This is a genomic window from Myxococcus sp. AB036A, assembly GCF_006547355.1.
GTDB classification, from domain to species: Bacteria; Myxococcota; Myxococcia; order Myxococcales; family Myxococcaceae; genus Myxococcus; species Myxococcus virescens.
The window spans coordinates 1-13604 of the sequence record NZ_VHLC01000039.1; the positions used below are offsets into that span (position 1 = coordinate 1).

Below are 13604 nucleotides of genomic sequence, written 5' to 3' on the forward strand. Positions count from 1 at the left end.
GGGTGGGGGCCCGGGAGGGAGCTCCACACGGTGATGCAGGTCCGCACCTGGGTGCCCGCGAAGGCGCCGGGGCCCAGGTCCACCACCTCGCGCAGGGAGAGTGTCTCCAGTAGCGACTGGCGCAGCGGCGCGTACATGAAGGCGTCGAGGAAGCTCGCGGGGATGATGAAGGCGAGCGCGCCGGGACGGGTGGCCAGCCGGTGCGCGGCCACCAGGAGGAAGAAGGCGAAGTCGTCTCGCAGGCTGGTGCCAGGCATCAGCGCTAGGGGGAGCAGGGCGCGCAGCCGCGCATAGGTGCGCGGGTCCTTCAGCACGGAGGAGGTGCCGTTATAGGGCGGGTTGCCCACCCACAGCTCCTGGTGGTCCGGCGGAGTGGTGGCGAGCAGGGGCTCCAGTCCGTCTCGCAGCGCGTCTCCCGCGCGCACGGTGGCCTCGGGCACGCGGGCCTGGCAGAGGCGGGCGACCTCGGGGTCCAGCTCGAGGCCGCAGAGGCGGACGCCGGGCCGCAGCCGCGAAGCGGCGGTGAGGAAGGCACCCGCGCCGCACGAGGGGTCCACGACTGTGAGGGGGCCTCCGCCCACGTGCTGGAGCGCGAGCGCGAGGGTGCGTTCCGCCAGCGGTGCCGGCGTGAAGAAAGCACCCACGGCCTTGCGGTCCAGGCTGGGGAATTGAAGGACGAGCTTCTCCTCATCCACTTCCAGCGGCCTATGCGCGGTGCGAGGCATGGAACCGCATCCTACCCAGCGTGGTGCGGAGTGAACGTCGGGGGCCTGCTTTCTGACGGATGTTTCATCGAGTTGTGCGCTTGGCATCAACAGACCTGCCCTGGAGTCGCAGGAGGGTGTGATGTCTGGGTGGGGCTCGCTGCTGGGTTGTGACAGGTTGGCTCAGGAACGTGGCGGGTGCGCCAGGATTCCCGGCGGCTCGCGAGTCGATGTCATGGCGTGTTTGCGTGGGCTCCGGGCCGGATGGGCAGCTTGCTGTTCGGAAATGTCGGGGGTTTTCCGCCACAAATGTCCCGACATTTCCGAACAGCAAGCCTTGAGCCGGTGCCGTCCCCCCTGTACCTCAATGTGTGAGGCTGTCTTGCGCGCTGACCGGTGCCATCAGTCCACAAGCGCGGTTGGCGGGAACCGCCACGTCGATGAGCTTGGGCTTTGGCAGGCCCAGGTTGTTCATGAGCTGGATGAAGCCATCGCGGCTCCGGCCGGCCACGCGCGGGTTGTGTCGCTTCTCCTCGCCGATGGTCGTCACCGTCAGCCCTTTGTAGTCATGGGCCGGGTACACGAGCGTCTCATCGGGAAGCGCGAACAGCACCCGGGTGATGGAGTCATACAAGGTGCCGGCGTTCCCATTCTGGAAGTCTGTCCTGCCATTGCCACGGATGAGCAGGGCATCCCCGGTGAAGACACGGTCTCCCAACAGGTAGCTCACGCTGTCATCCGTGTGGCCCGGCGTCGCGAGCACCTGGAGCGTGAAGGTCCCGGCGCGCAGCGTGTCGCCATGCTTTACGTGGATGTCCGCGCACGGTGCCCCGGCGGGGCCGCCCACCACCTTGGCGCCCGTGCGAGCCCGGAGCAGGCCGGACGCAGTGACATGGTCCGCGTGCACGTGCGTGTCGAGCACATGGGTGAGGGAGAGGCCCAGCTCCCGCAGCAGCGTGAGGTCCCGGTCGAGCTTCTCCGCGACGGGGTCGATGAGGAGTGCCGTTCCTCGCTCCTCGTCCCCAAGCAGATAGGTGTACGTCGACGACGTCGTGTCGAAGAGCTGGCGGAAGAGCATGGTTGCCTCCAGGGAGGGCATCGAGAGCCAGGGCTCCGTCGATAAGTTTCACCCTGTGAGGCGCATCGGCCGGAAGCGGACGCTCGTTCCGCCTCCGTTCGGTCCAGGAAGCGCCCGGCCGCCGGTACGGGGGCGATGCGAGCGCCCGCGACCTAGAGCCCGTGACCGCAGTGCTTGCAGAAATGCGCATCCAGGTCATGCCCCTGCTGGCCACAGGCGGGGCACGCCCGGTTGTCCACCGCGTGCCGCGTGGCGGCGGCCAGCTCCACGGAGACGATGCCCGTGGGCACCGCGATGATGCCGTAGCCCATCACCATCAGAATGGAGGCGATGAACTGCCCCGGCACTGTCTTGGGCGTGATGTCGCCAAAGCCCACCGTCGTCACGGTGACGATGGCCCAGTACATGGCGCGGGGGATGCTGTCGAAGCCATTCTCCCGGCCCTCCACCACGTACATCAGCGCGCCCATGATGACGACGATGGTCAGCACCGTGCCCAGGAAGACGGTGATTTTCGGGCGGCTGGCGCGCAGCGCGGTGAGCAGCACCTCCGCCTGTCCGAGCAGGTGCGTCAGCTTGAGCACGCGGAAGACGCGCAGCAGCCGCAGCACCCGAATCACCAGCAGGGATTGCGCCCCGGGGAGAATCACGCTCAGGAAGGTGGGCAGGAGCGCCAGCAGGTCCACCAGCCCGAAGAAGCTGCGGGCGTAACGCAGCGGCTTGCTGACGGAGAAGAGCCGGAGCAGGTACTCCAGGGTGAACAGGCCCGTGAAGAACCACTCGACGCCGAGCAGCACGCTCCCGTACTGGGCCCGCACGGAGGCGACGCTCTCCAGCATCACCGCGATGATGCTGAAGAGGATGGCCCACAGGAGGCCGACGTCGAATGCCCTGCCCGCGGGCGTCTCCGCCTCGAAGATGATTTCGTGCAGCCGACCGCGGAGGCCCTCGGTGGGGCCCTGCTCTGAGGCGTTGGACACGGGCCCAGTGTAGGCGACCCGAGCCCCAGGGGAACGCCCGTCCTCAGGCCTTGGCCTCGCTGCCCGTGGCGGCGGGGCGGGGCGGCCCATCCGCGGGCTTCGATGCCACGGCGGCCACCGCGGGGACCGGCTGGGGCACCCCCACGTGCATCCGGTGCTTCACTTCGGCGAAGCGGGCGGCGGACTCGTGCTCGGGGAAGAGCAGCGACACCGCCGCGCCCACGATGAAGGCCAGGGGAATGGTGATGACGCCCGGGTTGCGCAGGGGGAACAGTGCGGACGTGTTGCCCAGGAGGTCCACCTGCACCGTGGGGGACAGGAAGATGAAGAGCACCGAGCTGATGGCGCCCGTCAGCATGCTGGCCACCGCGCCATTCGTGGTGAACTTCTTCCAGGCCATGGACAGGAGCAGCGCCGGGAAGTTGGCGCTCGCCGCGATGGCGAAGGCCAGTCCCACCATGAAGGCCACGTTCTGCCCCTTGAAGGCCACGCCCAGGATGATGGCCAGGACGCCCAGGAAGAGGCTGGCCAGCCGGGCCACCTTGAGCTGCTCCGCCTCGGGGGCCTGGCCCTTGCGCACCACGCTGGACCACAGGTCGTGGGACAGCGCCGCCGCGCCGGACAGCGTCAGGCCGGCCACCACCGCCAGAATCGTGGCGAAGGCGACGGCGGAGATGAAGCCCAGGAAGCCCGTGCCACCCACGACTTCGGCGAGCATGGGCGCCGCCATGTTGCCGCCCTTGTCCACGCCGGTAATCGCCTGACGGCCCACCAGCACGGACGCGCCGAAGCCCAGGATGAACGTCACCAGGTAGAAGTAGCCGATGAGCCCCGTGGCGTAGAAGACGCTGCTGCGCGCCGCCTTCGCGTCCGGCACTGTGTAGAAGCGCATCAGGATGTGCGGCAGGCCCGCGGTGCCGAACATCAGCGCCACGCCCAGGGAGATGGCCTCCAGCGGGTTGTTCACCAGCTTCCCAGGTGCCAGCACCTCCGCGCCGTATTGGGTGGCGGCCTCGTTGAAGAGGCGCAGCGGGCTGAAGCCAAACTTGGACAGCACCATGCCCGCGAGCCCCGTGGCGCCCGCCAGCAGCAGCACCGCCTTGACGATCTGCACCCACGTGGTGGCAATCATCCCGCCGAAGAGGACGTAGAGAATCATCACCGCGCCCACGATGACGACCGCCGCCTCGTAGGACAGGCCGAACAGCAGGTGGATGAGGTTGCCGGCGCCTACCATCTGCGCAATCAGGTAGAAGCTGACCACGGTGAGCGTGCCCACCGCCGCGGACAGGCGCACCGGCGTCTGCTTCAGCCGGTAGGCCACCACGTCCGCGAAGGTGTACTTGCCCAGGTTGCGCAGGGGCTCGGCGATGAGGAACGTCACGACCGGCCAGCCCACCAGCCAGCCCACGGAGTAGATGAGCCCGTCGAAGCCGGACGTGGCCACCAGGCCCGCGATGCCCAGGAAGCTGGCGGCGCTCATGTAGTCGCCGGCGAGCGCGAAGCCGTTCTGCGCCGCGCTCACGCCGCCGCCCGCGGCGAAGAACTCCGAGGTCGTCTTCGTCTTGCGCGCCGCCCAGTACGTAATCGCCAGGGTGATGCCGACGAAGAGGAGGAAGAACAGGATGGCCGTCGCGTTCGGCTGGCCGAGCTGCGTCGTCGTTTCTGCGGGGTTCATGCCTGCCTCACTTCCCACCGCGGAGTTGGTGCAGGGCGCGGTCGTACTTCCCGTTCGCCCACAGCATGTAGATGCCCGTCAGCGCCCAGGCCGCGACGATGACCAGCGCGCCCAGCAGGATGCCAATGGACAGGCCGGGGACGAGCTGCTGCCCCATGAGCGGCTTGTTGAACGCCACCAGCAGGATGAAGCCCAGGTACGCCACCAGCGTCGTCACGGTGAGCACGCCGGCCACGCGCCAGCGCGCCGCCGCGAGTGCTTCCAGCGCTTCCTCATTCGGATTCGTGGACATGGGATGCCTCCTCCGGTCAGCGCTTCGCCTGTGGGGGTGTGGCCTTCGCGAGCAGTTCGTCGAGCACCGACGGGTCCGCCAGGGTGCTGGCGTCACCCAGGTTCTCCACCTCGCCCGAGGCAATCTTGCGGAGCATGCGGCGCAGAATCTTCCCGGAGCGCGTCTTCGGCAGGCCGTTGACCAGCACCACCCGGTCCGGCGTGGCGATGGGGCCAATGACATGCCGAACCTGCTCCTTGAGCGCGCCCACCATCTGCTCGGAGGCGGACTCCTGCCAGTCCGGCTTCACCGTGACGAACGCGCACACGCCCGTGCCCTTGAGGTCGTGCGGGAAGCCCACCACCGCGGCCTCGGCGACGGCCTCATGGGCCACCAGCGCGCTCTCCACCTCGGCGGTGCCCAGGCGGTGCCCGGAGACGTTGAGCACGTCATCCACGCGGCCGGTAATCCAGTAGTACCCGTCCTCGTCGCGGCGGCACCCGTCACCGGTGAAGTACAGGTTGGGGAAGCGCGCGTAGTACGTCTCCTTGAAGCGCTGGTGGTGGCCATACAGCGTGCGGGCCTGTCCTGGCCACGAGCGCGCCAGACACAGGTTGCCGCTGACGCCGTTGCCTTCGATGACGCGGCCCTCGTCGTCCACCAGCACCGGCTCCACGCCGAAGAAGGGCAGGGTGGCGGAGCCCGGCTTGGTGGGCGTGGCCCCCGGCAGCGGGGCAATCAGGATGCCGCCCGTCTCCGTCTGCCACCACGTGTCCACCACGGGGCAGCGGCCTTCGCCCACGACGTCGTGGTACCAGCGCCACACCTCCGGGTTGATGGGCTCGCCCACGCTGCCCAGGAGGCGCAGCGACTGGCGCGAGGACTTCTTCACCCACGCGTCACCCTCCTTGATGAGCGAGCGCAGCGCGGTGGGCGCGGTGTAGAGGATGGTGGCCTTGAGGTCGTCCACCACGCGCCACAGCCGCCCCGCGTCCGGATAGGTGGGCGTGGACTCGAACATCACCGTGGTGGTGCCGTTCATCAGCGGCCCGTAGAGGATGTAGCTGTGGCCGGTGACCCAGCCCAGGTCCGCCGCGCAGAAATAGACGTCCTCCGGCTGGATGTCGAAGACGTAGCGGAACGTGGTGGCCGCGTAGACGAGATAGCCGCCGGTGGTGTGCAGCACGCCCTTGGGCTTCCCCGTGGAGCCGGAGGTGTAGAGGATGAAGAGTGGATCCTCGGAGTCCATCCACTCCGCGGGACAGACGCCGCGGTGCTTCGCCATCTCCGCGTCCAGCCAGTAGTCGCGGCCGGCGAGCATGGGCACTTCCTTGCCCGTGCGGCGCACCACGAGGATGGACTCCACCAGGGACAGGCCCTCCACGGCCTCGTCCGCGATGGCCTTGGTGGGCACGAACTTCGGGCCGCGCGGCCCTTCGTTGGCGGTGATGAGCACCTTGGCGCCGGAGTCGAGAATCCGCTCGCGCAGGGCCTCCGATGAGAAGCCGGCGAACACCACGGAGTGCACCGCGCCGATGCGCGCGCACGCGAGCATGGTGTAGGCCAGCTCCGGCACCATGGGCAGGTAGATGCAGACGCGGTCGCCCTTGCGCACGCCGTGCGCCTTCAGCACGTTGGCCACGCGGCCCACGTGGTGCTGGAGGTCGCGGTAGGTGATGGACTCGTACTCGCCCGGCTCGTTCTTCGCCCAGAGGATGGCGACCTTGCCAGGGCGCTCCGTGGCGTGCCGGTCGATGCAGTTGTAGGCCGCGTTGAGCTTGCCGCCGCCGAACCAGGAGAAGTCCACCTGCTCCGCGTTCAGGTCCATGATGGCGTCTGGCTTGTGGAACCAGGTGAGCTGTTCGGCCATCTCGCTCCAGAAGGCCTCGGGCTGCTGGATGCTGCGCTGGTAGAGGCGCTGGTAGTCCTCCAGGCTCTTCACGTGGGCTTTGCGGCTGAAGGCGTCCTTCGTGGGAATGAGCGCGTCCTGCGTCTGGGCCATCGTTGGCTTCCTTGGGAGTGGAGGAGGGTTAGTAGAAGAGCTGCAATTGGCTCGTGCCCGTCACGGCGGCACGTGCCTGGGAGATGTCGCCCGTCCACGCGACGGCGACTTCTGTCCGGAGGTTGAGCGTGTGCTTCTGGAACCAGATGTTGAAGCCGGGCTTGAGCGCGAGCAGGTCCTGACCTGCCACGCGCGCGTTGAAGTACTCGCCGGAGATGAGCGGCTGGAACTTGCCGAAGCGCCAGCCCGTCTCCGCGTAGAACCCTGTGCCGCTCTGCGGGTTGTCCAAGCCCTGGCGGTAGTGGAAGAGGGTGGCGTTGACGACGAACTCCTGGTCGTTCGCCAGGGGCACGTCGAGGAACACGTCCGCGGCCGTGCCCAACGCGTCATGGAGACCGGATTCCGTGGCCACCGCCTGGGGCTGGTAGTCGGCGCCGATGCCCACCGACAAGCGCGGCTCGGAGGCGAAGTAGATGCCTTGGAAGAAGAGGTCCTCCTCGCGCGTGAAGAAGTTCCAGCGCGCCATCGCCGTGACGCGAGGCAAATCGTCCGGGTTGAGCACGGTGCCCTCCGGGGTCGTCTTGCCGTTGACGCCATTGAAGATGGCGGCCCGGAACCCCAAGGGGCCGGCGAAGCCGCGGACCTGCACGCCGATGTCCCGCCACACCTTGCCCACGCCAGGTGCCCAGCGGACCAGGCTGGAGTGGTAGTCCACTGCCTGCAACGCGACGGCGCCCTGGAGGACATGGCGCGTCAGCGGCGGCAGCAGCATGCCCACGTCAATCCAGACTTTCTCCGCCACCTCATAGGAGATGAACGCGTCCTGGACGAAGAAGGCGACGTTCCAGTCGCCGTTCTTGCCGAAGTTGGGCTGGTCCGTCTCGGCGAAAAACGACAGCTTCTGGGTGACGTGGCCGAAGACGAGCAGGCGCGTGCGCCGCAGGAACATGTCGGAGCTGGGGCCGCCGGACGGCGCGCCTTTGTCGACAATCTGGAGCTGCGGCTGCAGGAGGATGGCGACGTTGAGGTAGGACTCCTCGCTGATGGGAATCTTGAATGCGCTCGACGGCGTGGCTGACAGCAGGACCGCGAGCGCGGCCATGAACGACAGCATGCGTGCGGGGGCAGTGCGCATGCCCCAGCACTGAGCAACGTGTCTGCCAACACGCCGCGCTCGGAGATTCAAGACGTTGCAGGTTGGCTCGGCGCGTCAGGACGTTACCGAAGGTGACGTTCGCGTTACCGCGGTAACGCTTCATGCGCTGCGTCGTAACGCTTCGCGCGCGGCGTCAGGTCTGCTTGGAGTTCGAGTGGTCGCTTGTCTTTCCTAGCAGGTATCCACCATGGCTGATGGCCAGCAGGGCGAGCATGCCTTGCGACAGGGCGGGCATCGCGTGGGTCGTCCCGCGCGCCACCGACATGGCCACGTCCATGAAGTAGCCCACCGCTGCGATGAGCGTGAAATAGAACATCTGCACCTTGGCCAGGTCGATGTGCGCGGTGTTGCCCACCTCGTCTCCCTGGAACATGTCCGCCATGCGCGCGTCCGTCATGTTCGCGTTGGCGTAGAGCACGCCCTGGCGGTGCGCGTCGATGTCCGCGGGGGCCTCCGCGAGCTGGACGGAGGTGTTCTGCACCAGCTTCTCGTCCGGGCTGCGCGCACGCTTGCCGCCCAGCACCAGCGGTGTGCCCAGCAGGGACGTGGTGGAGATGCCCATGGCAATCCAGAGCTCCTGGGGGATGTCGACCCCCACGGCGTTGGGCGCGCCAGACTTCACGCGGGAGAGCGTCATCGTCAGGTAGCCCGCCATCACCACCACGGTCCACACGAGCGCCTGGAATCGGGAGAGGCTCATCAGGTTGCGCTCACTGATGAGCAGCGCCAGCGGCACGCCCGCGATGGCCTTGCCCAACACCAGCAGGAAGCCGGTGAGCATGGCGGCCGTTCCGAGCAGGTTCCATCCCGGCGGCAGGAACCACGTCGTGGCGATGACGGCCATGGGCATGACCGTGGTGAGCACCACCATCCGCCCGTACTCCGCGCGAGGAATGACGCCAACGACGTCCCCCGCGCGATTGCCAGCCCCACTGCCAATCACAGGCACGCTGTCTGCCATGAGCTCCCCCCAACGGTGTGTTGGCGGAAATCCTAGCGATGGGGCGCGGCAGGCGTTCCGCCGTGCCGGGGCGGCGCCTCTGGCGGACGGGCTTCCAGCACTGGAGGGCAGTGGACAGGCGCGCAGGCGCCGTGCCTCAGGCGCGCGTGCGAGGGATGCCCAGCTTCTGGCGCTTCTCCCACAAAGCCTTGCGGCTGATGCCCAGGCGCTTCGCCAGCTCCGTCTCGCCCATGTGCTCCTGGTGCTCCATGACGAAGCGGCGGAAGTACTCCTCCATGGAGTCCGGCGAGGCGCCGCTGGCTTCCTCGGCGGCGGCAGGGCTCGTGTCGGCGGATTCGGTGGACGCTCCGAAGCTGTCCGCCGTGTCGGGCAGCTCCAGCGCCAGGAGTCCCGTTGTCACCACCGGGCCATCCGCGAGGATGACGGCGCGCTCCAGGGCGTTCTCCAGCTCGCGCACGTTGCCCGGCCAGGGATGGGAGGTGAGCGCTTCCAGGGCCTCGGGAGACAGGCTCGCCGTGGGGCGGCCGAGCTTGCGGCTCGCCTTCTCCAGCAGGTGCCTGGCCAGCGCGGGCACGTCCTCCGTGCGCTCCCGCAGCGGCGGCAGGCGGATCTCCACCACGCGCAGGCGGAAGTAGAGGTCCTGGCGGAAGGACCCCTCCTGCACCCGGCGGGGCAGGTCCCGGTGGGTCGCCGCGACGATGCGCACGTCCACCTTGCGGGGCCGCGTCGCGCCTACTCGCCGCACTTCGCCGTCCTGGAGCATGCGCAACAGGCGCGCCTGCGCGGGGGCGGGCAGCTCGCCAATCTCGTCCAGGAAGAGCGTGCCGCCGTGCGCCGCCTCCACGAGCCCCGGGTGCGCGGCCTGCGCGCCGGTGAAGGCACCCTTCTCGTGGCCGAAGAGCTCGCTCTCCAGCAGTCCTTCGGGAATGGCCGCGCAGTTCACCGCCACCAGCGGCCCGTCCGCCCGGGGGCTCTGGGCGTGGAGGGCCCGCGCCACCAGCTCCTTGCCCGTGCCGGACTCGCCCAGCACCAGCACGGTGGCGGGGGAGGGCGCCACCTTGCGGACGCGCTCGAAGACCTCGCGCATCGCGGCGCTGTTGCCCACCATGCCGCTGACGGGGTGGGCCTGCTCCACCTCGCGCTTGAGCGCCGCGTTCTGCCGCGTCAGCAGGCCTTCGCGCAGCACCCGCTCCACCTGCATCAGCAGCTCGTCGTGGTCGAAGGGCTTGGCGATGTAGTCCACCGCGCCCAGCTTCATCGCGTCCACCGCCGACTTCACGGTGGCGTAGCTGGTCATGATGAGCACCGGTACGCCTGGACACATGGAGATGATGTCCGTCCCCGGGGCGCCCGGCAGGCGCAGGTCCGACAGCACCAGGTCGAACGAGTCCAGCGGGTAGTCGCTCGATGCCTCGTGCACGGAGCCCGCTTCGGACACGTCGTGCCCCGCGCGCACGAGCAGCCGGCGCAGCTCCGTGCGGATGATGGGCTCGTCTTCGATGACCAGGATGCGGCTCATGCCGGGGCCTCCCGCTCGGGGTTCACGCTGGCTTCCATCCGGCGTGGCTCCGGAAGGCTCACCACGACGCTAGTCCCTCCCCCCTGCCGCTTGTCCACCTGCATCGTTCCGCCGTGCTCTCGGACGATGCCCGCCGCGAGCGCCAGGCCCAGGCCCGTTCCCTCGCCGGGGCCCTTCGTGGTGAAGAAGGGCTCGAACACGCGCTGCGCCAGCTCGGTGGGAATCCCGTGTCCCCGGTCCATGACGCGCAGGCGCACCGCGCCACCGTCGATGTCCGCTTCCAGCTCCACCACGCCGTGCTCGGGTGAGGCGTCCATCGCGTTGGTCAGCAGGTTGACGAGCACCTGCTCCAGCCGCTGGGCGTCGCCTTGCACCTCCAGGCCCTCTGGACAGCGATGCTCGAAGCTCACCCCATGCTGCTGCGCGCCAGCCGCGCCAGTTGCACGGCTTCGCTCAGCAGGGGCGCCACGGCGACGCGCGTGAAGGGCCGCGCCTGTCCGCCCACCGTGCCTTCGTGGCTGAAGCCCACCAGCGTCCGGACGATGGCGTCGATGCGCCGGCACTGCTGGAGGATGAGCCCCGCGCGCTCCTGCACCGCCGCCGGGTCCTCCAGCTCGTACTTGAGGTTCTGCGTCAGGCTGGCGATGGCCGTCAGCGGGTTGCCAATCTCATGGGCCACGCCCGCGGCCACGCGCCCCAGCGAGGCCAGCCGGTCCTGATGCGCCATGCGCGCGTCCACGGCCTTTCGCGCCGTGAAGTCCTCCACCAGGAGGGCCATGCCCTCGGACGTGCCCGTGCCCTGCTCCGCGGGAGAGAGCCGCGAGCGGTGCAGCCGGAGGATGCGCTCGACGCCCGCTACGGTGACACGCGTCTCCGTGTCTCCGTCCACACCGCTGGCGAAACCGGACAGCAGCGGGCCCCAGGGGGCGGGCAGGGCCTCCAGGGGATGGCCGCGCACGGTGTCCACCGGCACGCCGGAGAGCTGCTCGAGCGTCGCGTTCCAGATGACGACCTCACCATCCGGCCCCACCGCGCAGACGCCCACCGGGAGGTCCTCCAGGATGCGGCGCAGGTAGCGGCGCACGGCCTCCAGCGCCGGCACCGGGCCTTGCAGTCCCCTCGCGTCGCGGAGGCGCTCCTCGACGAAGCGGAGTTGTTCGGCCAGGGCCGTGCGCGCGCCGGGCTCCAGCCGCAGCGCCTCCTCCACCGTCATGCGTGCGAGCACGGGGCCCAGCAGGCCCGACAGGTTACGCTCCACGCCGTCGCGCAGGCGGCGCAGTTCGGAGGGCCGGCGCTCGTCCTGCGGCAGCGACAGAGACTTCAGCGCCCGGTCCACCTCCGCCGTCGCGGCCTCCTCACCCAGCAGCGGGGCCAGCTTGCGGCGGAACTCGTCGGGCGAGCCCGCCACCACGCCACCCGCGGCGGGCGCGGCCTCCTCGCGTGTGCAGGCCCGCGCGGCCTCTGCTTCCTCGGCGGACTGGCGCGTCGCCAGCGACACGCCGATGAAGGCCAGCCCGTTGAGCGTGAGCGAGGCGAAGGTGGCGAAGCCCCAGGGCTCACTGTCGGAGAACCCGAGCAGCGCCGCCATGCGGTGCGTCCACGCGACGACGCCCGGCGACGCCCATAGGGGCACCACCAGCGTCAGGAACCACAGGCTGGCGCCCGCCACCAGGCCCGTCAGCAGCCCGGCGCGCGTGGCACGCTTCCAGAACAGCAGCCCCAGCACGCCCGGGATGAACTGCGCCACCGCGACGAAGGACACCAGCCCCAGGTCCACCAGGCCCGTGCCGCGAATGTTCAGCAGCCAGTGGAAGCCGTAGCCGGCCAGGATGATGATGCCGATGAGCAGCCGGCGCGCCCACAGCAACCAGCCGTAGAGATTCGGCTGCCCGCGTGCGTAGCCCAGGGGCAGCACCAGGTGCGTGAGGCACATGGGCGCCAGGGCCAGCGTGGTGACGATGACCATGGCGCTGGCCGCGGAGACACCGCCCAGGAAGGCCCCCAGCGCCAGCCACGTGGCGCCGCGTGACGCGGGCACCGCCAGCACGTGGAAGTCCGCGGGCCAGGGCAGTCCCAGCGCCTCGCCGCTCCAGAGCACCACGGGGACGACCAGGTTCATCACCAGCAACAGCAGCGGGAAGGCCCAGGTGGCGGTGGCCAGTCCCTCACGCTCCGGGGCCTCGGTGAAGGCCACGTGGTAGCTGCGCGGCGTGAGGAACGCGGCCGCGCAAGAGAGCACCAGCAGCGGTGACCAGGAGGCATCTCGCGCCGGGCGCTGAAGTGCGTCGATGGCCTCTGGATGCGCGTCGACCCAGGCCAGCAGCCCGTCCACGCCGCCGAACACGTTGGAGACCGCCCAGACGCCCACGGCCACCAGTGCGACGAGCTTCACCGCGGACTCGAAGGCGATGGCCAGCATCAGGCCTTCGTGCCGCTCGCGCGGGGTGAGGTGCCGTGCGCCGAAGAGGACGGAGAAGACGGTGAGGACCGCGCAGAAGCCCAGGCCCACCAGCGTGGGAGACGCGGAGGGACTGAGCACGCGCGCGGACTCGACGACGGCCCGCACCTGGAGCGCCAGATAGGGGAGGCTGCCCGCCAGCAGGAACAGCGTCACCGCCGTGCCGGTGGATTGCCCCGGGTAGCGAAAGGCCAGCACGTCCGCTAGCGACGTGAGCTGCAACTCGCGGGACAGGCGCAGCAGCGGGCGCCACAGCACGGGAATCAGCAGGCAGGCCAGGGTGACGCCCAGGTAGATGCCCAGGTAGCGGAAGCCATGCCGGGCCGCGTAGCCCACGCTGCCGAAGTAGGACCACGACGTGGCGTACACACCCAGGGCCAGCGCGTAGACGAGCGGATGCTGGGTGATGCGCGCGGGGATGGCGCCTCGCTCCGCCGCGTAGGCCACCAGGAAGAGCACCAGCAGGTAGGCGACGGACGCGGCGACGAGCGAGCCGAGCTCGAGCGTCATGGGGCACGACTCCGGTGCGCCGCCCAGCCGCCCAGGAGGATGACGCCCAGCCACACCGCGAAGGGCAGGTACCCCGGCGCGCCCTCCGCCAGCCACAGTCGGCGCAGGGGAGAGCCGAAGAGGAGCACCGCGACGGCGAAGACGAGCAGCGACGGCATCACGGGGGCGTCGGGCTCGGTAGGGCGCTTCATGACGGCGAGGATACCAGCCGTGTCGCCTTCGGGTGACGAAGCCACCACACGCGTCGTGTGGACGCGGTGGGCCTGTTCGCCGGGCACGGGAGGCGC

Annotated in this window: 12 protein-coding genes; all 12 read right to left on the reverse strand. The window is 69.4% G+C overall.

All coding sequences use genetic code 11. The features are described from left to right. Nucleotides 1–725: class I SAM-dependent DNA methyltransferase (locus FL344_RS17515; RefSeq protein ID WP_194863141.1), on the reverse strand; the 725-nt coding region annotated here is incomplete at its 3' end. A 343-nt stretch (nucleotides 726–1068) separates the two neighbouring features. Continuing rightward, nucleotides 1069–1782, reverse strand: a complete 714-nt coding sequence (locus FL344_RS17520; protein WP_141619331.1) for an MBL fold metallo-hydrolase — start codon at nucleotides 1780–1782, stop codon at nucleotides 1069–1071. Nucleotides 1783–1934: 152 nt separating this feature from the next. Further along, nucleotides 1935–2762, reverse strand: coding sequence for an ion transporter (locus FL344_RS17525; RefSeq protein ID WP_141591466.1), 828 nt, complete (start codon nucleotides 2760–2762; stop codon nucleotides 1935–1937). Nucleotides 2763–2805: 43 nt separating this feature from the next. Continuing rightward, a complete protein-coding gene (locus tag FL344_RS17530; protein WP_141619332.1) occupies nucleotides 2806–4440 on the reverse strand; it encodes a sodium/solute symporter in 1635 nt (544 codons plus the stop codon). Nucleotides 4441–4447: 7 nt separating this feature from the next. Next, nucleotides 4448–4732 carry a DUF485 domain-containing protein gene (locus FL344_RS17535; protein WP_140856764.1) on the reverse strand — a complete coding sequence of 95 codons (285 nt, stop codon included), beginning with the start codon at nucleotides 4730–4732 and terminating at the stop codon, nucleotides 4448–4450. A gap of 16 nt (nucleotides 4733–4748) precedes the next feature. Further along, nucleotides 4749–6713: an acetate--CoA ligase gene (acs, locus tag FL344_RS17540; protein WP_141619333.1), complete on the reverse strand. Its 1965-nt coding sequence runs from the start codon at nucleotides 6711–6713 to the stop codon at nucleotides 4749–4751. 28 nt (nucleotides 6714–6741) lie between these two features. Next, nucleotides 6742–7815 (reverse strand): hypothetical protein, encoded by a 1074-nt coding sequence (locus FL344_RS17545; RefSeq protein ID WP_228565137.1) that lies wholly within the window; start codon nucleotides 7813–7815, stop codon nucleotides 6742–6744. A 187-nt stretch (nucleotides 7816–8002) separates the two neighbouring features. Continuing rightward, on the reverse strand, nucleotides 8003–8830 hold the full coding sequence (locus FL344_RS17550; RefSeq protein ID WP_141619335.1) for a hypothetical protein: 828 nt from the start codon (nucleotides 8828–8830) through the stop codon (nucleotides 8003–8005). A gap of 136 nt (nucleotides 8831–8966) precedes the next feature. Beyond that, a complete protein-coding gene (locus FL344_RS17555; protein ID WP_141619336.1) occupies nucleotides 8967–10349 on the reverse strand; it encodes a sigma-54 dependent transcriptional regulator in 1383 nt (460 codons plus the stop codon). Next, nucleotides 10346–10759: a PAS domain-containing sensor histidine kinase gene (locus FL344_RS39145; protein ID WP_228565138.1), complete on the reverse strand. Its 414-nt coding sequence runs from the start codon at nucleotides 10757–10759 to the stop codon at nucleotides 10346–10348. The genes FL344_RS17555 and FL344_RS39145 overlap by 4 nt, the downstream gene beginning before the upstream one ends. Then, on the reverse strand, nucleotides 10756–13317 hold the full coding sequence (locus FL344_RS39915) for a histidine kinase dimerization/phospho-acceptor domain-containing protein (protein WP_305021756.1): 2562 nt from the start codon (nucleotides 13315–13317) through the stop codon (nucleotides 10756–10758). The genes FL344_RS39145 and FL344_RS39915 overlap by 4 nt, the downstream gene beginning before the upstream one ends. After that, a complete protein-coding gene (locus FL344_RS17565; RefSeq protein ID WP_090490395.1) occupies nucleotides 13314–13508 on the reverse strand; it encodes a hypothetical protein in 195 nt (64 codons plus the stop codon). The genes FL344_RS39915 and FL344_RS17565 overlap by 4 nt, the downstream gene beginning before the upstream one ends. Nucleotides 13509–13604 lie beyond the last annotated feature (96 nt).

What these genes read in the sequence shown, in the direction of transcription:
- FL344_RS17520 (WP_141619331.1), bottom strand. Translation starts at nt 1,782, where the DNA reads ATGCTCTTCCGCCAGCTCTTCGACACGACGTCGTCGACGTACACCTAT.
- FL344_RS17530 (WP_141619332.1), bottom strand. Translation starts at nt 4,440, where the DNA reads ATGAACCCCGCAGAAACGACGACGCAGCTCGGCCAGCCGAACGCGACG.
- FL344_RS17535 (WP_140856764.1), bottom strand. Translation starts at nt 4,732, where the DNA reads ATGTCCACGAATCCGAATGAGGAAGCGCTGGAAGCACTCGCGGCGGCG.
- acs (WP_141619333.1), bottom strand. Translation starts at nt 6,713, where the DNA reads ATGGCCCAGACGCAGGACGCGCTCATTCCCACGAAGGACGCCTTCAGC.
- FL344_RS17545 (WP_228565137.1), bottom strand. Translation starts at nt 7,815, where the DNA reads ATGGCCGCGCTCGCGGTCCTGCTGTCAGCCACGCCGTCGAGCGCATTC.
- FL344_RS17550 (WP_141619335.1), bottom strand. Translation starts at nt 8,830, where the DNA reads ATGGCAGACAGCGTGCCTGTGATTGGCAGTGGGGCTGGCAATCGCGCG.
- FL344_RS17555 (WP_141619336.1), bottom strand. Translation starts at nt 10,349, where the DNA reads ATGAGCCGCATCCTGGTCATCGAAGACGAGCCCATCATCCGCACGGAG.
- FL344_RS39915 (WP_305021756.1), bottom strand. Translation starts at nt 13,317, where the DNA reads ATGACGCTCGAGCTCGGCTCGCTCGTCGCCGCGTCCGTCGCCTACCTG.
- FL344_RS17565 (WP_090490395.1), bottom strand. Translation starts at nt 13,508, where the DNA reads ATGAAGCGCCCTACCGAGCCCGACGCCCCCGTGATGCCGTCGCTGCTC.